General features: G+C 50.0%; 22 protein-coding genes. 6 read left to right on the top strand and 16 right to left on the bottom strand.

Translation table 11 applies throughout. From position 1 onward, the window contains the following. Nucleotides 1-59: 59 nt before the first annotated feature. On the top strand, nt 60-506 hold the full coding sequence (locus ACMP1L_RS03930) for a hypothetical protein (protein WP_118732633.1): 447 nt from the start codon (nt 60-62) through the stop codon (nt 504-506). Between the two features lie 54 nt (nt 507-560). Here the strand turns inward: ACMP1L_RS03930 and ACMP1L_RS03935 are convergent, their stop codons facing one another. Genes ACMP1L_RS03935 through ACMP1L_RS03945 form a run of 3 tightly spaced genes read right to left on the bottom strand, consistent with a single transcriptional unit; the run spans nt 561 to nt 2,933 of the window. Beyond that, complete coding sequence (locus ACMP1L_RS03935) at nt 561-1,010, bottom strand: YwiB family protein (protein ID WP_118732634.1); 450 nt, start codon at nt 1,008-1,010, stop codon at nt 561-563. Between the two features lie 36 nt (nt 1,011-1,046). Continuing rightward, the gene (gene murI, locus ACMP1L_RS03940) at nt 1,047-1,868 is read right to left on the bottom strand and encodes a glutamate racemase (RefSeq protein ID WP_373242317.1); all 822 of its coding nucleotides are present in this window, start codon (nt 1,866-1,868) and stop codon (nt 1,047-1,049) included. A gap of 6 nt (nt 1,869-1,874) precedes the next feature. Further along, on the bottom strand, nt 1,875-2,933 hold the full coding sequence (locus ACMP1L_RS03945; protein WP_418452056.1) for a D-alanine--D-alanine ligase family protein: 1,059 nt from the start codon (nt 2,931-2,933) through the stop codon (nt 1,875-1,877). 117 nt (nt 2,934-3,050) lie between these two features. Here ACMP1L_RS03945 and ACMP1L_RS03950 point away from each other — a divergent pair, with 117 nt between their 5' ends. Further along, the gene (locus ACMP1L_RS03950; protein WP_373242315.1) at nt 3,051-3,686 is read left to right on the top strand and encodes a stage II sporulation protein R; all 636 of its coding nucleotides are present in this window, start codon (nt 3,051-3,053) and stop codon (nt 3,684-3,686) included. A 17-nt stretch (nt 3,687-3,703) separates the two neighbouring features. Here ACMP1L_RS03950 and ACMP1L_RS03955 read toward each other — a convergent pair whose 3' ends face one another. Genes ACMP1L_RS03955 through ACMP1L_RS03975 form a run of 5 tightly spaced genes read right to left on the bottom strand, consistent with a single transcriptional unit; the run spans nt 3,704 to nt 11,020 of the window. After that, nucleotides 3,704-4,894, bottom strand: coding sequence for a TolC family protein (locus tag ACMP1L_RS03955; protein ID WP_418452057.1), 1,191 nt, complete (start codon nt 4,892-4,894; stop codon nt 3,704-3,706). 13 nt (nt 4,895-4,907) lie between these two features. Beyond that, on the bottom strand, nt 4,908-6,077 hold the full coding sequence (locus tag ACMP1L_RS03960; RefSeq protein WP_418452058.1) for a TolC family protein: 1,170 nt from the start codon (nt 6,075-6,077) through the stop codon (nt 4,908-4,910). 28 nt (nt 6,078-6,105) lie between these two features. Beyond that, a complete protein-coding gene (locus ACMP1L_RS03965; protein ID WP_418452059.1) occupies nt 6,106-9,147 on the bottom strand; it encodes an efflux RND transporter permease subunit in 3,042 nt (1,013 codons plus the stop codon). A 27-nt stretch (nt 9,148-9,174) separates the two neighbouring features. After that, nucleotides 9,175-10,338, bottom strand: coding sequence for an efflux RND transporter periplasmic adaptor subunit (locus ACMP1L_RS03970; RefSeq protein WP_177304187.1), 1,164 nt, complete (start codon nt 10,336-10,338; stop codon nt 9,175-9,177). 52 nt (nt 10,339-10,390) lie between these two features. Continuing rightward, nucleotides 10,391-11,020 carry a TetR/AcrR family transcriptional regulator gene (locus ACMP1L_RS03975; protein WP_118531668.1) on the bottom strand — a complete coding sequence of 210 codons (630 nt, stop codon included), beginning with the start codon at nt 11,018-11,020 and terminating at the stop codon, nt 10,391-10,393. A gap of 291 nt (nt 11,021-11,311) precedes the next feature. Between ACMP1L_RS03975 and ACMP1L_RS03980 the strand changes: the two genes are divergently transcribed. Further along, the gene (locus ACMP1L_RS03980) at nt 11,312-12,235 is read left to right on the top strand and encodes a LysR family transcriptional regulator (protein WP_118531666.1); all 924 of its coding nucleotides are present in this window, start codon (nt 11,312-11,314) and stop codon (nt 12,233-12,235) included. A 94-nt stretch (nt 12,236-12,329) separates the two neighbouring features. On the opposite strand, the gene ACMP1L_RS03985 is transcribed toward ACMP1L_RS03980, so the two are convergent. The 5 genes from ACMP1L_RS03985 to ACMP1L_RS04005 all read right to left on the bottom strand — a co-directional run bounded on the left by ACMP1L_RS03985 (nt 12,330) and on the right by ACMP1L_RS04005 (nt 16,515). Continuing rightward, nucleotides 12,330-12,503 carry a hypothetical protein gene (locus ACMP1L_RS03985; RefSeq protein WP_418452060.1) on the bottom strand — a complete coding sequence of 58 codons (174 nt, stop codon included), beginning with the start codon at nt 12,501-12,503 and terminating at the stop codon, nt 12,330-12,332. Further along, entirely contained in the window at nt 12,500-12,703 is a 204-nt protein-coding gene (locus ACMP1L_RS03990; RefSeq protein WP_418452061.1) for a tripartite tricarboxylate transporter permease, read from the bottom strand. The genes ACMP1L_RS03985 and ACMP1L_RS03990 overlap by 4 nt, the downstream gene beginning before the upstream one ends. A 15-nt stretch (nt 12,704-12,718) precedes the next feature. After that, complete coding sequence (locus ACMP1L_RS03995) at nt 12,719-14,017, bottom strand: NAD(P)-dependent oxidoreductase (RefSeq protein WP_418452062.1); 1,299 nt, start codon at nt 14,015-14,017, stop codon at nt 12,719-12,721. Nucleotides 14,018-14,282: 265 nt separating this feature from the next. Continuing rightward, nucleotides 14,283-15,206 carry an alpha/beta hydrolase fold domain-containing protein gene (locus ACMP1L_RS04000; protein WP_418452063.1) on the bottom strand — a complete coding sequence of 308 codons (924 nt, stop codon included), beginning with the start codon at nt 15,204-15,206 and terminating at the stop codon, nt 14,283-14,285. 25 nt (nt 15,207-15,231) lie between these two features. Then, on the bottom strand, nt 15,232-16,515 hold the full coding sequence (locus tag ACMP1L_RS04005; protein ID WP_178716432.1) for an SLC13 family permease: 1,284 nt from the start codon (nt 16,513-16,515) through the stop codon (nt 15,232-15,234). A 255-nt stretch (nt 16,516-16,770) separates the two neighbouring features. Between ACMP1L_RS04005 and ACMP1L_RS04010 the strand changes: the two genes are divergently transcribed. Together ACMP1L_RS04010 and ACMP1L_RS04015 are read left to right on the top strand one after the other, a co-directional pair. Beyond that, on the top strand, nt 16,771-17,754 hold the full coding sequence (locus tag ACMP1L_RS04010) for a LysR family transcriptional regulator (protein WP_418452064.1): 984 nt from the start codon (nt 16,771-16,773) through the stop codon (nt 17,752-17,754). Continuing rightward, on the top strand, nt 17,751-18,650 hold the full coding sequence (locus ACMP1L_RS04015) for a LysR family transcriptional regulator (RefSeq protein WP_418452065.1): 900 nt from the start codon (nt 17,751-17,753) through the stop codon (nt 18,648-18,650). The genes ACMP1L_RS04010 and ACMP1L_RS04015 overlap by 4 nt, the downstream gene beginning before the upstream one ends. Nucleotides 18,651-18,755: 105 nt before the next feature. Here the strand turns inward: ACMP1L_RS04015 and ACMP1L_RS04020 are convergent, their stop codons facing one another. Further along, on the bottom strand, nt 18,756-19,082 hold the full coding sequence (locus ACMP1L_RS04020) for a tripartite tricarboxylate transporter substrate-binding protein (protein ID WP_418452066.1): 327 nt from the start codon (nt 19,080-19,082) through the stop codon (nt 18,756-18,758). Nucleotides 19,083-19,352: 270 nt separating this feature from the next. Beyond that, on the bottom strand, nt 19,353-20,699 hold the full coding sequence (locus ACMP1L_RS04025) for an enolase C-terminal domain-like protein (RefSeq protein WP_418452067.1): 1,347 nt from the start codon (nt 20,697-20,699) through the stop codon (nt 19,353-19,355). Between the two features lie 278 nt (nt 20,700-20,977). Here ACMP1L_RS04025 and ACMP1L_RS04030 point away from each other — a divergent pair, with 278 nt between their 5' ends. Next, nucleotides 20,978-21,919 (top strand): LysR family transcriptional regulator, encoded by a 942-nt coding sequence (locus ACMP1L_RS04030; protein ID WP_418452068.1) that lies wholly within the window; start codon nt 20,978-20,980, stop codon nt 21,917-21,919. Between the two features lie 194 nt (nt 21,920-22,113). On the opposite strand, the gene ACMP1L_RS04035 is transcribed toward ACMP1L_RS04030, so the two are convergent. Then, the coding region (locus ACMP1L_RS04035; RefSeq protein ID WP_418452069.1) for a tripartite tricarboxylate transporter permease at nt 22,114-22,507 on the bottom strand (394 nt) is incomplete at its 5' end.

The raw sequence follows: 22,507 nt of genomic DNA on the forward strand, positions 1-22,507 counted from the left end.
TATACTTTTCGTACAGGTGTGTCCTGTTACACAAAAGAACCTAATGGAGGTATTGCCCAATGCATCTTGTTTTAAACGTTTTGCTGGTGATTCTGGTGATCGCAGTCATTGCTCTTGCGGTTCTGTACTTCTTGGGAAGGAAGCTCGAAAAACGTCAGGTTGAGCAGCAGCAGCTTCTGGAAATGTCCAAACAGACGGTTTCCATGCTGGTCATCGACAAAAAGAAGATGAAGATCAAAGAATCCGGTCTTCCGAAAATCGTCTATGAGCAGACTCCGAAGTACATGCGCTGGGCGAAGGTTCCGGTTGTAAAGGCGAAGGTAGGTCCGAAGGTTATGACCCTGCTGGCAGATGAGCGCGTGTTTGCATCTCTCCCGGTTAAGACCGAGGCAAAAGTAGTCGTAAGCGGTCTTTACATTACCGAGATCAAGAGCGTCCGCGGCGGAGCGATCCCGCAGGCACCGAAGAAAAAAGGTTTCTTCGCAAGATTTAAAAAAGACAATTAAATCATGAACGCCAAAAGAAGAGGTAAGCGCCAGGCGCCTGCCTCTTCTTTTTCTTTACGCTTCCCCAAGCTCCAGCTTCGCACAGCCCTTGGATGTCACATCCAGGACAATGCGGCAGTCGGATACATGGTCGTAATTGATATCGAGGGAATACTCTACCTCTACCTTCAGGTGATCATCCTCTTCCTCAAAGCCAATCCGGCTCGTAGTCATCTCCACCAGCATCTCTCCCATGGGAGTCGCATAATGGGTCTGGGTCTTTTTGTCCACCTCAAACACCATACTGGCAGATATCGGCCCGCTTTTCCTGATCTCCAGCTTATCTGGTGTCAGCTTCATGGTGTTGCGGATCGTTCCGTCCGTTCCCTCCATGACCTCATCATAGATCAGGTAATGCTTGTTATTCTTCCAGAAGTAATCACCGGCCGTGATCACCTCTACCACGCCCTCATCGTCCTCCATGGACTGGAGGCCGCTTAAGCGAATCAGTACATCTCTTGTCATAATCCTCAACTCTCTTATGGCATTTCTATCGCATTTTTAATATTCTTCGATATTGATCTTCTTCGTTTCCTTTACATCTTCCGGTAATATGGAGCTTGCGAAATCTGTAAATTTCTCCGCCAGGTCACTGACATAAAACTGATACTTCTCCCCTGCAAACGGTGCGAACGGATCGCGGCTCAGCCCATGCTCCGCAAGAAGTCCGCGAAGCTCGATCGCGGTCTCATAAGCCGGATTCACCAGAGTGACATCCTCCCCCATCAGCCGTCTCATGGTAGAGCGCAGCAGCGGATAATGTGTACAGCCAAGCACCAGGGTGTCAATATAGCGCTCCTTCAAAATGCTCAGATACCGGGAAGCGATCTCATCTGTCACCGGATCATGAAGCCACCCTTCCTCCACCAGCGGAACAAACAGCGGACAGGATTTGCCGAACACCTGAATGCCCGGCTTCATCTTTTTCATGACCTCCGTGTAAATACCGCTGCCGATGGTCGCTTCCGTTCCAATGACACCGATACGGCCGTTTCTGGTAGATTCCACAGCCGTCTTTGCCCCGGCATGGATCACACCAATGATCGGAATATCCGACTCTGCCGCCACAGTATCCAGAGTCAGAGCCGTTGCCGTGTTGCAGGCAATGACAATGGCCTTCACCTCTCTGGTCCGCAGGAAACGGATGATCTGGCGGGAATAACGCAGGACCGTATCCCGGGATTTACTTCCGTAGGGGACCCTTGCGGTATCTCCAAAATAAACGATCCGCTCATTCGGCAGCTGCCGCATGATCTCTCTTGCTACCGTCAGGCCGCCCACACCGGAATCGAATACGCCAACCGGCGCGTTTCTGTCACTCATGGCTTCCTACCTCTCAAAGGCCAGGTCAATGAGGCGGTCTACCAGCTCCGGCTTTGAAATACCGGCAGCCTCCCAGAGCATCGGGTACATGCTGATGGCAGTAAAGCCCGGCATGGTGTTGATCTCATTGAAGATGACCTCTCCGTCGTTGGTAACAAAGAAGTCTACGCGGGACAGGCCATAGCCGTCTACTGCGTTAAAGATCTTTGCGGCTGCCTCGCGCACGCGTTCTGCGGAATCGCCCGGAAGCTCCGGTCCGATAACAGTGCGGGACTCTGCATTATTGTATTTTGCATCGAAATCATAGAACTCTGCTGCTGCCAGGATCTCGCCTACACCGGAAGCCTTTACCGGCTTCTGGCCGCCGCCAAGGACTGCGCACTCTACCTCATGTCCCACGATGGTCTCCTCCACCAGGATCTTGCGGTCATGCTTCGCAGCCTCCTTTAAGGCTTCGATCAGTTCTCTGCGGGTTTCTGCTTTGTTTACACCGCGGGAAGAGCCTGCGTTAGACGGCTTTACGAATACCGGATACTGGAAATGAGTCTCCACTGCCGCTACCGGAATATCCATATCCTTTTCCATCTCCCAGCGCATCACCGGAACATATTTTGCCTGGCGGATGCCCAGGGTATCTACGATGATCTTTGTATACAGCTTATCCATGGATACCGCGGAAGCCAGCACACCACAGCCTACATATGGGATCTTTGCCAGCTCGAACAGGCCCTGAACAGTACCGTCCTCGCCGTAAAGGCCGTGGAGCACCGGAAATGCCACATCGATCCTCTCTTCTCTGGTCACGCCGTTCTCCATAATGAGAGCGCACTTTTTTGTTGCATCCGGGGAGATAACAACCTCCACGCTGCTCTCTCTCCAGGCTCCGGAACGGATATCCTCCACGCTCTCTGCCTTCACCCAGTGTCCTTCCTCGGTAATGCCGATGAGGAGCAGGTCATACTTTTCTTTATTTATCTGGTCAATCACATTGGCCGCAGACACACAGGATACTACATGCTCTGAGGATTGTCCGCCGAACAGGACTGCGATTTTCTTTTTGCTCATAACGATTCCCTCTCTTTTCCAAAATATCTGATTAATTATACCATATCTGTCAACACTTAAGAAGTGACAGGGTATACAAGAATAGATCTTTTCCCCTGGCAGAAGGAGGCTTTTTCCATGAAACAAAAATTAATTCTTCCCCTTCTTCTCCTTTCCCTGCTGCTTTCCATGGGAAACCTGCAGAAACGCCGGGAAGCACTGGCAGACCGCATCGCCCCTTCCATTCTGCGCTTCCACATTCTCGCCAACAGCGATTCCAAAACCGATCAGGCCGTAAAGCTGGAGGTGCGCAGTTTTCTTTTAGACTATATCCGGGACCACCTGCCGGAAAGCGCAGACAGCAAGAACGAGGTTTCCGGCTGGCTTTTCAAAAACAAAACCAGCCTGGAGACTGCCGCCAGTCGTTTTCTTGCCGAAAAGCAAATGCCCTATAGCGCTGCGCTTTCCCTGGAACGCACCTGGTTTCCCACAAGAGTCTACGATGATCTGGTGATCCCCTGCGGCACCTACGATGCCGCCCGTCTCATCCTCGGAAAAGGAAAGGGCCACAACTGGTGGTGCGTCCTCTACCCGCGGTTCTGTTTTCTCGATGAAGCCTGCAGGGAAATTCCGGAGGAAAGCCGCAGAGAGCTTCAGGAAAAACTGAATCAGGGCGATTATCCCCTGCTTAAGGATCATCGCCCTGAACTGAATATTCGTTTTTTCTTTTTCCCGGATTTTCAGCCGGTGCTGCCATCACACAGCAGCGGCTGAGCTTGTTTTGGCCCAGGCTATTCTATGGACGCCAGGCCCTGAACACCCCAGTTATAGGTTTCCATGGCCAGGCGCAGCGCAGTATCCGCGCTCTCATAGGAACTCTTTGCCTGATAATAGGAAATCTCGGTGCCAATATAATCGGATTCTCCGAGAAGTCCCATCTGATACATGCGTGTATATTTGTCGTGTGTCTTCTGAGCTGCCTGATAACCGGCTCTCGCACCTTCGAATGCCTCTTTCTGTGTATATACATCGTTGTACAGACGCTTCATCTCAATAGTCAGCTTCTGTTCTCCTTCCTCGATCACACCGAGACGACTCTCGATACTGGCATTGCTGGTTCCCTTTGCGGAGGTACGCTGGCTGATCAGGGTGCTGTTATTGCCGATCGCCTTCTTCGTATCTTCCTCCAGATTCATCTGATCGATCTGGGCCAGATCAGTCTCCGGGATCGGAGCAAGCTCCGGGGAAGCATCCGCCGTCCATCCGGTCAGAGTACATAACGTAGGCTTTAACTGCAGCAGTCCGCCGTCCAAAGATGCCACGGAGCTTGCCGCGGAAAGCCGGTTGGTCTGGGCTGTCAGAACATCCTGGTCTGTGGCCATGCCAAGGGCATGCTTATTTACCGCGATCTCATACTGCTTCGCATAAAGCTCCTGCAGCTTTTCCAGGGTATTGCGCTGTTTTAACAGCGAATCATACGTGATCATCAGAGACTGCGCCGCTTTCGTGATCTGCTTTTCGCCCTTCTGAATACCGGCCACCGTTTTCTGGTTGTACAGATCGGTGCTGCGCAGGCCCGATGCAACCTTGCCAAGAATGATTTCCTGCATAGTATAATTTCCGTATCCTGTCCAGTTTCCCTGGTCTTTCGCCTCGTCCTTCAGATTTTTCATCTTGCCGCGCTGACTGTCCAGCTCCTGGATATTCCGGTCAATCTTTTCCTTGCTTTCCCGCAGGTTTTTCCAGATTTCCGAAATGCTGCTGTTATAGACATGCACCAGATCCGGAATCTCATCATATTCCAGCACATTATCCTGAAGCTTTGCCCAGGTCTCTGCATCGTAGGTGTCCTCCGGATTTCCGGTGACCGGGGCATACGCCGCAAATGCAGTGCCCGGCATTGCCGCAAGGAGCATGGTGCCTGCAAGCACTGCTGCTCCCACACATTTCAGATATGCCTTCCGGCTGCAATTTTTTCTCATCCTGTTCACCGCCTTATGATGCATTTGCCAGGCCATTCAGTACCCACTCATAGGACTGGATCGCCTGGAGCAGGTTATACTTTGCAATCTGCGCCTGGATCATGGCAGAATCGTATGCATACTTTCTGTTCAGGTAATCCAGCTTTCCGATCATGCCAAGCTGATACTGGCGTTCCGTCGTCTGCATGGTCTTTTCCTGCAGCTGAGCCTGTGCTCCCTTCAGGTCCATGGAAGCCTTCGCTGCCAGCACATTCTGATAGCTGCCGGTTACGGAAGCTCCGATGGTCTGGGTATCCTCCCGGATGGTTTTCTCCAGGGTTTCTTTCGTATCATCGCTCTTTGCGTTTTCCAGCTTCCGTTTATTTACCTTCATGGTGTAGCTGTTTTCCACCGCCTGCGCTTTATCCGCAGCAGGATTCATGGCCGCGATCCGGTCCGGATCCGGCTCCGGCAGCGTGCCGATCTCCGGCCGGTCATCATGCTTCCAGCCCAGAGCAACAAACAGCTTTTCCTGGTTGTTCTCAATGGTATTCTGATCATCCAGAATCGCCTTGTTGGCATTTCTTAAATTTTCCTCCGCAGACAGGACATCCACATCCGTTGCCATGCCTAAGGACTGGCGGGTCTGAACGCTCTGATACGTCTCGGTCAGCAGCTCCTGATTCTTCTGATCCAGCTCCAGCTGCAGCTGATTTACATAATATGCAATCATCATCTGCTGCGCGTTGGAGGTCAGCATGGCCTCCGCGGAAGCATAATTATAATAGTAGGTCATGTAATCATCCACCGCTTCATCGGCGGATTTTCTCCAGTTATCGATCTGCATCTCACTTGTCACAATGGCCGTCATAATACTTGCGTAGGAAGTATCATCCACATCCGGGTAGCTTAAGCTGGCTTCCAGATCGTCTGCCAGTTCCCGGTAGCGGTCGGCCCATTCGTCATTGCTCTCGCCGTAATCCTTACGGAACTTGCTTAAGTCAATGGCATTTTTCTGGACGGTCGCATTGTATTCGTGGATCAGATCTGCAATCTCATCGTACTCGATCTTATTGTCCTGTAATCTGGCCCACTCCTCCGCACTGCGTGAAAACTCCGGGCTGGCAGCAAACGCCGTGACCGGCGCTGCTGTCATCATCACTCCGGCCATTCCCAGAGATAATGCCTGTTTTAATCGTTTCATCTAACATCCTCCGAAGCCGTCTGGCTTATTAATCGTAATGGGGTTCCGGTTTCTTTTTCGGGCTCATAACCTCATAGTAGATCGGCAGCATTAAGAGTGCCAGCACAGTGGAAGCCACGAGACCTCCCACATCTACCAGGGCCAGGCCCTGCATGCTCTTACCGCTGTCACCGTAGGCCAGCGCCATCGGGATCATGGATACAATGGTCGTTAACGTTGTCATCAGGATCGGGCGCAGACGGGTCGCGCCGGCCTCGATCAGGGCGGTGTCGCGGTCCATCTCACTGCGGTACTGGTTTACGGTATCGACATACAGGATACCGTTGTTTACTACGGTTCCGACTAACATCAGGAATCCCAGCAGGGATACCATACTGATCGGGCAGTCCGCCAGGTACAGAAGTCCGAAGGAACCGATCAGGGAGAACGGAATGGTGGTCATGACCATCAGAGAGAACTTCGGTGACTCGAACTGTGCCGCCATGACTACGAAAATCAGGAAAATTGCCGTGATGATCGCGGTGCCCAGGTTTCCGAACTCCTCCTTCATGCTCTCATCCTGGGAGTTTAATCCACGGGTGATGGTCGAAGTTAAATGCTTGCTTACTACTTCATTGTATAACTTATTCTCGATCGCATCGATCTGGCGGGCATCATCGGTCGGAACATCACCGGTGATGGTTACCTGATACTGCTTATCCTTTCTGGTAATGGTGTTCGGGCTGTCCTGGAAAACAATATCTGCCACATCTGCCAGTGCCACGGAGCCGCCTGCATTTCCGGTCAGGACAATGCCCTTCAGCTTGTCGATGGTGTCGTACTCATCCTCCGGGTACTCGACCATAACACTGACATCATCACCGTCTACGTTTAAGGTGGTTGCTTCCTTGCCGCCCAGCATGCTGCTGACGGTGCCTGCGATCTGAAGCGGAGTGATATTCTCCGCGTTTGCCTTCACGGCATCAATGTTCAGCTTGACAACCGGCGCCGCATTCTCCAGGGTACTGTGCACCTTGGAAACCTCCGGACGTGCAAGCAGCTCTTTGGTAATCTGGTCAGATGCGCTCTTGAGCTCATCGTACTGGGTACCCTGTAAAATATACTCAATACCACTGGTGCTGCTGGTCATCGTAGACGAGGACGCGATGTCCATGGAAATGTTTGCGCCTGCGATCTGGTTTAACAGCGGCTTCCACTCCTTGATGACCTCATTGGTCTCGCGCTTTCTGTCATCCTTTAAGTAAGCAGTCAGCGTTGCGCCGGAGCTGGTCATGGCAGACATACCGCTTCCGCCGGAAGTTAACATATAGGAATCCAGGTCTTCATCTGCGGTAACGATCTTCTCTACCTGCTCGTAAATCCTGTCTTCCTCCTCCAGGGTCAGGCCCGGACGGGTTTCAATGCTGACAGCGATCTCACCGGTATCATCGGAAACCATCAGCTCCATGCGCAGCTGGGAAGCCATCCAGAAGGCAGCCACCAGCAATGCAACAGAAGTGAAGATCACGGTTTTCTTTTTCTTCAGCAGCACCTTCATGATACTGCGATAGCCATTCTGCATGGCACGGATCAAAGCACCGACCGGAGATTCCTCCTTCTCCTGCGGGCGGTAGAAGCAGTAACAAAGCGGAACGATGGTCATTGCACTGATGAGGGATGCCACCATACAGAAGATGATCGTAAAGCCTAACGGCTTGAACATCTGGCCTGTCAGGCCCTGAAGCAGAGCCAGCGGCAGGAATACAACACAGGTGGTCACGGTACTTCCGATAATGGACTGCAGCACAATGCCGCTTCCCTCCAGGGCAGCCTCCCGGTATCCCACAATGCCTTTTCCCTTGGTGGAACGGAAGCAGCTCTCCAGCACTACAATGGAGTTATCTACCATCATACCTACACCAAGCACCAGACTCGATAAGGTAACTACGTTTAAGGAGAAGCCCATAACCTGGATCAGGATCAGGGCAGCCAGGATGGAGATCGGGATGGAGGTACCAACGATCAGGGATGCCTTGATCTCACCAAAGAACAGGAAGATGATCAGCATGGAAACCACAACTGCCATCACCATGGTCTGCATAACACTCTTCAAGGAAGAGTTGATCTCATCACTGGTATCACTTACGGTGATGATCTCCAGATTCTCATCTGCATCGGTCAGATTCTTGATGGTCTGCTTGACTGCCTTGGAAACATCCACCGCAGAAGCGCTCTGCTGCTTCTTGATACCGATGGAAATGGTATCTTCGCCGTTATAACGCGCAATACTGCTGGCATCCTCTTTCGCCATCTGAACGTTTGCGACATCAGACAGGTAGATCACATTGCCATTTCCAAGATTTAGCGGAATGCTCTTTAATAATTCTTCTGTGTCATACTGGGTTCCGGCACTGACGGAAAGCTTCTGGCCTCCCACAATGGTATCACCGGCCGGATAGGTAAAGTCTGCGCTGCCGATGGCGGTGGCAACAGAAGCAAGGTTTAAATGATACTGCTCCAGCTTCTCCGGAATCAGCTGTACCTGAATGTACTCCTTCTGTCCGCCGCTGATGCTGACATCGGTAACGGTGGTGATCTTCTCAAACTCCGGAACGATCTTGTTGTTTACATAGTTGTAAAGGTCGGACTGCGCCTTGTTATTGACCGACAGAGACATGGTATCCATCTCGTCAATGTTCATCTCCATGATGACCGGGGCATTGCAGTCGTCCGGGAGATCCCCCTCCAGGGCATCCATCTTCTTCTTTAAGTCATCGTAGGCTTCATCGATATCTTTACCATAATCATACTGGATGATGACCAGAGATACGTTTTCCATGGAGCGGGACTGAATGGTATCAACACCGCTTAAAGAGCCTATCTCTTTCTCGATCTTCGTACTTACCAGATCATTTACATCCTCCGGGCTGGCTCCCGGATATACAGAATATACAATAAGTACCGGCATTTCCATGGTCGGCATCAGCTCCAGCTTTGCGCCAAGAACAGACTGAAGACCGAACACGATCAGGCACAGGATTACCATAACAACGGTAACCGGCCGCTTCAGGACTGATTTTGTTAATCCCATTGATGTTTTCCTCCTTCTGCTCTCACACTAGTTGCCGCTTGTCTCTTCGCCGGAAGCCTCTGTGCTTTCTGCATCGTCTGCGCTCTGCGCATCGGCAGAGGTCTCTGCTGATGCATCTGCTGCCTGGGTATCTGCTGCCGCATTCGGGTCTGCCTTCTGTACCTGGGAGCCCTCATACAGCTCAGAGCTCCAGGTGGTGATCACTTCATCGGATGCATTGATGCCGGAAAGGATCTGGGCCTTCTTGGAATCGTATAAGCCAACCTCCACCGGAACGTAATGAACGGTTCCGTTATCGTATGTATACACATAAGCATCTCCGCCGGAATAGTAAACCGCGTCAACCGGAATGGTCAGCACGTTGTCCGCACGGTCGGAAATAACGGAAAGCTTAGTGGTGGAACCGGTTGGGAGCGCATCGCCGTTCTCCACGGAGGCCTTTACCTTAAAGAGTCCGGTGGAATCGTCGATCATGCTGCTGACCTCATTGATGGTGCCCTGATAATCGGTACCATTCTTATCTACGCTGATCGGATCGCCTACATGCAGCTCGGTTACCACCTTCTCCGGAACAGAAAATGTGATGGATTTACTGCCAGCGCCGGAAATCACGGCCAGAAGCACCTGGGAAGCCACGTTATCGTGCACCTCAATGTTGCAGGTCTCCACCTTGCCGGAAATCGGTGCAGTCACGTTTGCAAACTCCACCTGATAATCATAGTTCAGCTTTGCGGAATCATAGGCGATCTGGGCATTCTTGGCCTGAGTCTGAGCCTGCTCAAATGCCACACTTGCGATATCACCTGCCGCGAACAGCGCCTGCTGACGTCCCAGATTGGTATTGGCGTCATTCATAGCCTGCTGCGCGGATTCCATCTGGAGTCTTGCTGCCTCTACCTGCTTGGTATCGATCTTGCAGATTGGCTGTCCCTCCTGTACCATATCACCTGCTTTTACGAACACATCGGTGATCTCACCGGCTGCCTTCGGATAAATGTAAACCACATCAGACGGCTCTACCTTGCCCACCAGGCTGCGGTACAGTTCAATACTTCCCATCTGCGGGTTCTCTACATTCACCACCGGAATAAGGGTTTCCTCCTCCACCGGCTTTTTGCGCATTGCGCTGATGCCGGCCGCAACCGCAATCACCGCTACGACCACTCCTGCAATTACCACTTTCTTTTTCATAGCTGTCTCCTCTTATTTTCCACTTTTTATGATCGTGATTCTTTCATACTTATTACGAAATCAGGGCTCCATGCTTAATCACTTCCAGGGAATCCAGATAACGTTTCCGGATCTGATCCAGCTGATCCGGCTGCTCATAGTAAAAGCGCACCGCTAAAATCAGGGATGTAACACCAAGCTGCAGCACAACATCCAGTTCCTCCTCCGAACGTCTTGCAAACCGCTCCATACGGATCCGTTTTGCGAGCCACTGGGTCGTTTTTTCTTTTCCCGGGCTTCCCATGGGCGGTCTGTATCCGATTTCAAAGCCCATGGCCCTGGTATTCTCCTGGTAGGAGCAGACATTACGCACCAGCTGTACCATCTCCTTCGACTCTTCCAGCTTGCGGATCGTAAACTCAAACAGCCATTCCAGCATGTCGAAGAGATTACCGTCATTTTTGTCCAGCTCCCTTTCGCAGCATTCCTGCATCTGTCTCGCATTGTCCTCAAAAATATAGCGGACCACATCCTGCTTATCTTCAAAATAGGTGTAAAAGCTTCCGCGGGAAATATCCGCGTTCTGTATGATCTGGTTGATAGAGGCCTTCTCAAAGGGAACTCGCGCAAATTCCTTGATGGCGGCCTGCCGGATCACCTGCTTTTTCGCTTCCGGAAGACGATAAAATCGTTCCGTAGGCATGTTAAGCACCTCCTTCCCGTTTCTCTTTTGTAAAAATATTTCATTTTGTTTATTTTATGACAATCTGTCACTTTTTAGTGTGACAATGTGTCATATTATAATGACAGCCTGTCACATTGTCAAGTGTTCCGGAAATATTTTATACTTTCTTTACAGTTTTTTAACGCCTTCTGTTAGAGTTCCGTTAAGATTTTACTCTCCCGACGCATTTTCTTATTTTACTGTTACAATAGAATCGGAAATTTATTTCTGAAATGGAAAAATCAGAAGAATAACACACGGAGGATGTCCATGGACACCAGACAAATCGAATATATTCTGCAGATCGCAGAAGAAAACAACATCACCAAAGCAGCAGAAAAGCTGTTCATTACCCAGTCTGCCTTAAACCAGCAGCTGTTAAAGCTGGAACGGGAGCTTGGCACGCCTCTGTTTCAGCGCACCAAAAACAAGTGGTGCCTGACCGATGCCGGGCGCATCTATGTGGAGGGCGCCAGAAAAATGATGCAGATCAAAAAAGATACTTATAATCAGCTCTACGATGTTTCCCTCCTGCGCAAGGGACTTTTAAACATTGGTCTCTGCCCCGGACGCGGGCTTGATATGTTCACCGCCATCTACCCGGAGCTTCACCGCTCCATGCCAAACCTCACCATACGGCCTCTGGAAATGCGGGTAGCCCCCCAGCAGGCTGCCATTGCCGCCGGAGATCTGGATGTCGGCTTTCAGGTCCTTTCCAGATCCGACTGGCAGAAAAACCAGTATGAGGTACTTGGGAGCGAAGAACTGATCGCCATCATCCCGGCCGTCCACCCGGTGGCGCAAAAAGCTGCCCCGCCGGGAGAACCCCTGGCCACACTGGATTTAAACGAGATCCGTTACGAGCCCTTTGTACTGATGGACCGCAATTCCACGCTGCGCAGCCTCTGTGACCAGATCTTTGCCCGCAGCGGTTTTCAGCCAAACGTCCTGTTTGAAAGCAACAACACCGCCGGTATTGTATCCCTGGTAAAATCCACCATCTGCTGCGGCATTGTTCCCTGGTACTATACAAGAATCCCATCGGATGAGCTGGCCTGTTTCCGTCTGCCGGGACATCCCTCCTGGGACATTACCGTCAGCTATCCCACCACCGGCTACTTAAGCACCGGCGCCCGGGAATTCATCCGGCTCGCCAGTGAGTGGTGGAAAACGATCCAGCCGGATCAGATCTGAGCCTGATTCTCCTTTAACCATAAAGGCCCCGCCAAAGCCGCCATCTCCGGCGTGCTTTCACGGGGCCTTTGCTTCTGTTTTTCTGGATCAGCGGTTACTGGTCGATGCTGTCTGCAATTTCCTTGATGGTATTGTAGATCTGCTCATCGTTCTTCGCGGAATCCTCTGCGTTTAAGTAGTATGGCATCATATCTACATTTGCAACCGCCTCAGAAGCAGTCGGATCAGCCAGGATCTTCTGTACCAGATCTTCATAGTAGGCAATCACATCGTCTGAGGTATCTGCCGGGAAGTAGTTTCCAGCATCTCACCGATCAGGAAGAACAGAACAAACGGAGTAGTCGGCAGGCTGAATTTATGGTACACATAGCCTACGATACCGAAGATCAGGATGGACTGTACATCAAAGATCCGGTTGTTGGTCGCATACGCACCGACACAGCAAAGAACCAGGATCAATCCTATCACTGCTTTTTATCTGGCCTATGCCTGTTCCGGTGCATCTGCTGTCGGTGCTTTAGCCGCCGGTACCTCTGCTGCAGACATTTCTGCTTCCGGTAGCTTCAGCTCCCCGCGCATGTATTTGTCCATGGCTTCTGCCACCTGCTTCGCATACGCAGTTGCCTGCACAACCGTCTTTGCACCTAATACCACATCACCGGCCGCGAAAATACCAGGATGCGTCGTTTCACCAAAGCTGTTGGTCACAAGAAGTCCGTTTGCGGAAGCCTTCAGGCCTTCTGTCGTATTGACCAGCTTACTCTTCGGTCCCTGGCTGATCGAGATGATCACACTGTCCGCCTGTACCTGAACCGGAGTCGGATCCATTCCGGTCTGAGTTCCAGCTTCGTCAAACAGGACTTTTTTTAACACCGGGCCATCATCGTTGATTTCCACCGGCTGCCAGCCAAATGCCAGCTCCGCGCCGTCCAGCTTTGCGTAGGCCGTCTCATGCTCACTTGCCTGGCTGGTCAGTCCGCGGGCATATAGCGTTACATGGCGGCTGCCTTTGCGCAGAGCGGTTCTTGCCACATCCATGGCAGAATTGCCCATGCCGATGATCGCCACATGATCACCCAGATCATAGGAATCCGGATTTGCCAGATAATCAATCGCAAAGTGTACATTTCCCAGAGACTCACCCTTGATCCCCAGGGTCTTCGGTCTCCATACACCGGTTCCGATGAAAATGCTCTGGTAACCGTCCCGGAACAGATCCTTGATCTCCAGCGCGCCGCCGATGGTAGTGTTCGGGCGGATCTTAATACCGATCTCGCGCAGTTTGTTCTTATACCGCTCCAGAATGGACTTCGGCAGACGGAACGCCGGAATACCATACTGCAGCACACCGCCGATCTTATCCCTGGAATCAAAGATCGTCACGCCATAGCCCTTCTTCGCCAGCAGGATGGCGATGGTAATACCTGCAGGGCCAGCACCGATCACAGCAACCTTCTTGCCATTCTTCGGCTGGCACGGAATCTGCATTTTATCAAAATAAGTATCGGAAACATAATTCTCAATGCTGCTGATATGCACCGGCTCCCCCTTGCGGCCCAGCACGCAATGCCCCTCACACTGGTTCTCATGGTTGCAGACCAGGGAACAGATCATGGACATGGGATTGTTCTCAAACAGCATCTCCCCCGCCTCATTTAAGTTTCCTTCTTTAAATGCCTTGATCATCATAGGGATCGGGGTATGGATCGGACAACCCTGCATACACATCGGTTTCTTGCAATTCAGACAACGGTTTGCTTCATTAATTACATGTACTGCCATAACTTACTCTCCCTTTTTGTTCCGGCCGTTTCTCAGACAGACCGGTTTTCTTGTTTTCATTTCACTTTTTCTCAACTACGGCTTTATTTTACACCTGTTGTATGCTGTATACAAGTTAAGTTAAAAAGCCAACAAGTATTTTTAAATTTCGTACAATGTGCAGATTCCCTATGCCGGGGATGCACGAAAAAATGGCTTAAATCCGTAGGATTCAAGCCATTTTATAAGTTTCCGGTATGACGTGTGAGGTCGTTAATTAACGAACTTACTTTAAATACTTATCAAAGAATGCAATCTGCAATTCCTTCGTGGCATCCTGGAAAAACTCTCTCGTTCCATGACCTGCGCCCGGAATCACATAGTAATCCACCTTATCTTCCATACCGGCAGCCACAATCTTCTGATAAAGCGTCTCACTGCTGATCTCTACCGGAACAAGTGGGTCATTATCGCCATGAAGGATCTGAATCGGGCACATATCCGGATTTACCATATTGACCGGACTTGCTTTCGCACCGCGTTCCTTCATCGTTGCCGGATCTCCTCCCAACAGACATCCTCCATGGGTTTCCTCAACACTGTGCCAGCGTGCAGACGGATTTGAAAACTGCTTTTCTTCATTTTCCATCAACGCCTTGATATCAACCGGTCCGAACATATCGCAGCATGCCTGAACCTTAGAGGAATAGCCGCTCCATTCCTCACTGTCAAAACCATCCTGATTCATGGCAGCAGCTGCTGACAGATGTGCACCTGCGGAACGGCCAAAGATACCGATCTTCTCCGGATTGATCTCGAACTCCGCTGCATGAGCACGCAGAAAACGGATTGCCGTTTTCACATCAATCAGCTGATCCGGATAATGCCCCTGGGCACTGCTGCGGTAATAGATCGAAGCAACCACATATCCGGCATTTGCAAATTCTGTCATTTCCCCCAGCATCATATTCTTGTCTGTGCCTTTCCAGCCGCCGCCAGGTACCCAGACCAGTGCCGGCTTCGGACTGTGATCCTCCTTCGGATCATCCTCCCCCATCGCAGCACGCATCTCACTGTTTCCGTTCTGGAGCAGAACCGAAAGCTTCAGCTCCAGCGGATCACCGTTTAAATCTTTTACCGTGGAATACACTACATTATCGACCAGAGTCAGTGTTTTTTTCTTTGTCCCCGGATTAAATATTGTTTTCATGATTTTATCTCCTTATTTCCCTCTCTTAACCGTAGATCGGGAAGAAAATATTAATTCCGATGATCAGTGCGATCAAGGTAAGAATCAGAAGCGGTAAGGTAAACTTAAGCGTCTTCAGCGGATTCTGATTACCGATACCAAATGCCATCATCGTGCCGGAGCAGCCGGTCGGCATTACAAATGCCAGCCATGCAGATACGCAGCAGCAAAGCACGACTGCTTTCACATTCATGCCGCCTGCAAGCGCGGTAGAAGCTGCGATCGGGCTCATCAGCGCCATAGTACCCATGTTGGACATAAAGTTGGTCATCAGTGCACATGCAACACAGAAGACAATACTTACAAACAGTCCGCTCGGATGACCACCCAGGATATTTAAAACCGTCTGTCCGATCAGTTCACCGACACCGGTCTTGGAAAGTGCGGTCGAAACTACACTCATTCCTGCCACCATCCATACCATATCACAGGTAAGGGTCTTCATCACTTCCGGAATCTCCAGAACCTTAAACACGATCAGAACCAGAAGGCCTGCTGCCGGAATCACGTTGGTAATATCACTTCCAAGCTGCTTGGTAAACATAAAGCCCAGCATGATTGCTGCAAATACACCAAAAATAAAATATTCATCTTTTCTGGAGATCGGCGCTGCATCCTTAACATCTTTCACCTGGGACTTATCAATCGTTCCGTTCGGAATCAGCTTATAGAAGATCAGGCAATAAATGACGCCCACGATCAGCGGAAGGATTCCAGCCTTGCAGAAATCAGCAATTCCCAGATAATCCTCCGGACCAACAAGTCCCTGATAGTAAGAAGTGATCGTGCCTGGCATCGTAGCACCCATGCCGATCGGGAATTTGGAAGTTGCCAGACAGTTTACCGTTGCAACTAAAAACAGCAGTCTGGACGGGGAATACTCACTGTCATCATCAAAGGTCTGGATAAACAGAAGCATAACGGAAATACATGCGACCTGTCCCATCAGCTGAGACAAAAGAATTGTCATGCCACATAAACCAAGAACCAGCATAGCTCCGCTTTTTCCCTGAAGCTTGCCCATCACACCTCTGAGACGGTGGATCAGGCTTGTCTTGCCAAGGGCAGTCGCAACTACGATCATTGGTGCGATCATCAATGTAGTACTGCTGGAAAGGCCGGAAAAGGCCGTCTTTAAATCTAACACTCCGGTAAATACAAAAAGGACACAGCAGATCATTCCTGTGACACCATATGGAAGCACATGGGTCAGGAGCATTACTACCATAAATACCAGGATGCATAATGCCATTATCATCTGTACATTCATCTCAATTTCTCCCTCATTACATTTTTTGATAAAAAAGTCTGGACTTTCAGTACTGTTCATGATAATCGGCCTACCAGTACACACCTGAAGCTTTTCTATCTTTCTTGTTTATGGTGAAATTGTATCATTTTGCCATAGAATGTACAATCCATGTTTCGCTATATATACTATTACAAAAAACTATATATCATTGATATTCTTCAACAGATATATTATACTCATTCTATAGAATATCCATAAAAGGAGGATTCTCCGGTGCAGATCAAAAATATGTCTTACATCATAGCGCTAGCAGAAGCCGGCACCCTTTCCGCTGCCGGAAAACAACTTGGCATCTCTCAGCCAACTCTAAGTATTTTTCTGTCCAATCTTGAACAGGAACTGGGCATCGACCTTTTCCTTCGCGATAAAAAAAAGCTGATCCCGACTCCGGCAGGACGGATTTATCTGGAAGCAGCCAGACGCATTCTTGCCACACAGGAGCAGACGCTTCAGTCCATCCGTCTGCTCACGACTGCTCCGCCCATAGAGATTCGTATCGGTGTCACCCCACTGCGAGGTTCTGAGGTGGCCTCCAAGATCTTCGCCCGTTTCTCTGCCAGGTACCCGAATATCCGTCTGCGGCTTCAGGAGGGCTACATGCAGGAACTGCGCAATATGGTACAAAATGGAATGGCTTCCTGCTCTCTCGGCACCTGCTTTGACACGGAATCGGCAGATTTTGACTATATCACCCTCTTTCGGGAAGAGGTCATTGTCGCTGTCCCGGCCTTCCATCCGCTGGCGCACCGCCCCAAAAACACCTCCATGGAATTCCCGCAGGTTTCACCAGAGGAGCTGTCCGACTCTCCCTTTATCCTTATGGGTCCGGGCAGTACCATCCGGACCATCTCGGACTATATATTCCATCAGGCCGGTTTTTCTCCTACCGTGGTATTTGAAAGCGGTAACAACCTTGTCATACGCAACATGGTCCGAAATGGCTCCGGCATTGGTTTTCAACCACGTTCTACCGCACTCATGGATGATCCGGATATCGCCTACCTCTCCCTTTCCCCGCGTTACTATCTGAATCTGTGCGTAGTGACAAAAAAAGGAACAGTATTATCAGAAAGTGAACGGTATTTTATCTACCTGATGATACAAAATGACTTTCATGTTCCCTACTATACTCCGGATTTTAACGAAGCCGCACGGAATATCTGGGATGAATTTCACACAGAAGGAGGTTCCTTATGACCTTTCAGACACTGGATTATATCATTGCGATTGCCGAAGAGAAATCCATCTCAAAGGCTGCAGACCGTCTGCTCCTCTCTCAGCCTGCGCTGAGCCGACAGTTGAAACGGGTCGAAGAAAGCCTCGACACAAAGCTTTTTACGCGTGAACAAAACGAAATGCACCTGACCGATGCCGGAAAAATATATGTAAACGGTGCTCGCTCCATCCAGAACATTTATGAGCGCGCACTGAATGATATCCGAAAGCTCTCCCAGTCCGGAAGACATCAGATCACCTTTATTTACAATAATATCCTGCTGCCGGATTTTTCCACAGAGATTCTGCCGGATTTCCGTAAGCTGCACCCGGATATTGTACTCAGCACCATCAACGGAAACGCATTTGTCGCAAAGGATTATCTCTCCAACGGCATGGCCGATCTTGCTGTCGTTGCGACCGGAGAAGCCGGTCACAGTATGTTGGAATTTCTTCCTCTGCGCGAAGAAGAGCTGATGCTTGCCATTCCGGAAAACCATTCGGTTATTCCTGATTTTGAACAACATGGTGCTGATTTATCCATGCTTTCCGGAGAATCCTTTATCCTGAACCAGCACAACAGCTTCTTTCACAGCCTTGAACAAAACATTCTGGCCGGGCTTTCTTTTCTGCCGGACATTCTGTGCGAGATCAGTGATATCAACGCATCCGGAAACATGGTTGCAAACGGAAAAGGCATTGCCTTTCTCCCGCGTTCTGCGGGTGGGCAGCTCCATGGCTGCAGGCTCTTTTCTCTCAAGCCACAGGTTACCTTTCAAATTGCCATTGCTTATCCCAAAAGCAATGCTTTAACAAGGCCGGTACGTGATCTGATCCTGCTGCTTTTAAAGCAGGCCGAGAGCCGGCAAACAGCATAAACCTGCTTATCTGTATAACGAAAAAGCGGGCCGTGTTTCCTTTCGGAAACACGGCCCGCTTTTTCGTATTTATTGCTTCACACGAACAATTTTCAGTCTCAGATATTACTGCTCAAGGCTGTCAGCGATCTCTTTAATGGTGTTGTAGATCTGCTCATCGTTCTTAGCAGAATCCTCTGCGTTTAAGTAGTACGGCATCATATCTACGTTAGCAACACCCTCAGCTGCAGACGGATCAGCAAAAACTTTCTGAACAAGATCCTCATAGTAAGCGATCACATCATCAGAGGTATCTGCCGGGAAGTAGAAGGAGAAGTCGCAGTCCGGATACACCAGATCTACACCCTGCTCTTTCAGAGTCGGGATATCTTTGATGAGATCATATCTTTCCTCGGTCGGAGCGCCGATGCAGTTGAACTGACCAGACAGCATAGCTGCGATCTTATCGGAGTTAGAACCTACGTCAACCAGATCCAGATCGATATCTGCTGCTTTCTCAAATGCAAGCAGCTCATAGTAGGTGTAAGCACTAACCTCGGTGCAAGCCTTTAACTGTCCCGGTGCTGCCTTAGCTGCCTCAGTCTTGTCTACTGCTGCCGGAGCTGCGGTAGTCTCAGCCGGCTTGCTGCTGCAAAAAGTTTTTTCTTCATAATAATACTTCTCCTTGTTTATATCCTACCGCCAAACCCTTTCTGGATTTTCTTACCGTACCAGTGCCGGTTTCTTGGAATCGAACTTCCAGTTCGGGATTAAATACTGCATAGCCATTGCGTCATCACGGTCGTGAGTCGGCAGGGAGTTATACAGCTTGTTTGCCTCCATAACGCGGTCCATATTGATGGTAACACCAAGACCCGGCTTCTTCGGAACCTGCAGATATCCGTCTACGATCTGCGGAGTATCGTTTAAGAGGTTCTGACCATCCTGCCAGATCCAGTGGGTATCCAACGCAGTCGGGTTGCCCGGTGCTGCTGCTGCCACATGAGCGAATGCAGTCAGGGTGATATCAAAGTGGTTGTTGGAGTGGCTGCCCCAGGTCAGGCCCCAGTCATTTAAGATCTGAGCCATGCGGACGCTTCCTCCGAATCCCCAGAAGTGCGGATCTGCAAGCACGATGTCCACAGACTTCAGTGCTGCCGCATGATAGAACTGTCTCCAGTCGGTTGCGATCATGTTGGTAGCTACCGGCAAGTTTACCTTGTTCTTGAACTCAGCCATGATCTCACGGCTGCTGAATCCGGACTCCGGACCACACGGATCCTCTATATATGTAAGAACACTTTCCATCGGCTTGCACAGCTCAATGGCCTCTGCCAGGCTCCATGCGCCGTTCGGGTCAATGTTGATACGTCCGTTCGGGAATGCTTTTTTCAGTGCGCGGATTGCTTCCATCTCCTCAGAGCCCTTCAGCACACCGCCTTTTAATTTGAAGTTGCGGAAGCCGTACTTCTCATGAAGAACCTGCGCCTGCTCCACGATGCGCTCCGGTGTCAGCATTTCCTGACGACGAAGCCTGAACCACAGGTCAGAGCTGTCGCTCTCATCTAAGTAGTTCAGCTTCTTTGCCTTGTTCTTGTCGCTGACATAGAACAGATAGCCAAGGGTCTCAACCTGGTCTCTCTGCTTGCCGTCGCCTAACAGCTCGCACATCGGCAGATCTAAGTACTGGCCCAGTAAGTCAAGCAGTGCACACTCAATCGCCCATTCTGCTTTTACGACGAATTTCAGTTTACTGATATCCAGGCTCTGGATACCCTCACCGTCATCCTCTTTTGCTCTCTTGGAAGCTTTGTGGATGCTGTCCAGGATTGCGCGGTATTTGCCAACCTGCTGGCCAACAACTAGCGGAATACAGCTCTTTAACGCGTCGCAGGTATAGTCGCCGCCGTGGATCTCACCGATACCGGTGTGGCCTGCACTGTCCTTTAAGATAACCAGGTTTCTGGTAAAGTACGGTGCGTGGCATCCACTTAAGGTCATGAGCATGCTGTCATATCCGGCTACCGGAATAACCTGCATCTCGGTTACTGTAGGTGTCCCTTTACTCATATTGTCCTCCTCTTGCCGGAGCTTAACATTTTTCTGTTATCCAAGTCTCTGTTTCATGCGATTTTTTAACGCAGGATGTAAAAAAATAGCTCCACGCAATTTTTTTGTTCATAGTTATACTCTAATGATAAAAGCTTCTGAATAATCTGTCCAATATTTATAAATGATTGCTGTGATTATTTTTTCTAATAGCAGTAAAACTTTTTACTTTCTTTTTCATTTAAGGTATAATAAGAAGCAGCTCATGAATTGCAAAACGTACAAATGGAGGTTTTCTTTTGGATGTCAAATACTTAAACTATATTCTGGCCATTGCCAACCGGCACAATATGACAAAAGCGGCAGAAGACCTGTTTGTCTCTCAGTCCTCCCTGAGCCAGTATCTTTCCAGACTGGAGCAGGAGCTCGGCACACCTCTTTTTATCCGGTCCAAGGGTGAGCTGAGCCTGACGTCTGCCGGTGTGCTGTATGTAGAGGCTGCCCAGAAGGTTGTAAAGATCCAGAAGGATCTGTATCAGAACATTGCGGCACTGAGCCAGAAAGGCCGTATCCGTGTTGGAGTCACTTCCAACTGGGGGCTTCGCATGCTGGCTGAAATCATCCCGTTATTCCGTGAACAGTATCCGGGAATCATCATTGAAATTACAGAAACCAGCCTGCCTGCCTTCAAAAAGGCACTGACCGAAGGTACCCTGGATGTCGGTCTGGCCGCTGACGCAAGCACAGTTCCCTACGGCAGCCTTGTGCAGGTGCTTCGCGAGGAAGAAGTGTTCCTTGCCATATCCATGTTTCACCCGTACGCGCTGACGCATCCATCCGGAACACCGATTACTGCTGAGGAAGTAAAAGCAAACTTTGCAGGCGACAACCTTTTATTGTCCAAAAAGGGAGCCTCCCTGCGCATGATCGGCGACCAGTTCTTCGACTCCTGCGGCTTTGAACCTGTTGCCGTGTGTGAGACCAACAATATTTCCGCCACACGCAGTATGGTAGCCCAGAATGCCGGTGTCGCATTTATATCCGAGTCCTGCTCTGTCAACCGCGACCACATCGCCTACTACCCGCTCTCCCCGGCTATGAAGCGCTTAAACCTCGTGGTACGCCAGAAGGACTGGGTGTTAAACGAGCCGGAACAGGCCTTCATGGATCATATTTTAAATTATTTCAAACAGAATACCGAACACCCTTATCTGGCGGAAAAATATTCCATTTCTTTCTGACAGCAAAACGAGCCGCTATCAGGAAATCACTTGCCTGATAGCCATTTCACAACCTCTGTTCGGTCTGAAGCCATAGCTTCCACCCGAAAATATCGGTTCACACATCAGACTTTTAGCAACATGCGCCGCAAGGCGCACTGCAAAAGCCGTCCACGCAGTTTCCCACGTGGACGGCTTTCTTATATCGTATTCAATTAAGCATTAGCTTTTTTTGCAGCTTCTTTTTTCTTAGTGTTTCTGTCATCGTAGATTGCGTATGCAATGGAAGCGATGATCAGTACCCAGATAAAGAGACCGATCGGTCTGGAGAAGAATACGCCAAGGCTTCCGTTTGCTGCGGATACAGACTGAATGAAGTAGTTCTCAAGATCTTTACCAAGGATGAAACCAATCAGGTAGCAGGATGCCGGAATCTTGATCTTGCCAAAGATGTAACCAACCACACCAAAGATGAGCAGTGCCCATACATCGAAGATACGGCCATTCTTGGTTGCATATGCACCAACGATACAGATCATGATGATAACCGGGTACATTCTCTGACGCGGAATGTAGATGATCTTGCTGATCCACTTGATCGGGTAGAAC

The sequence above is a fragment of the Ventrimonas sp. genome, from assembly GCF_048380235.1.
In the GTDB taxonomy this organism is placed as follows: Bacteria; Bacillota; Clostridia; order Lachnospirales; family Lachnospiraceae; genus Brotaphodocola.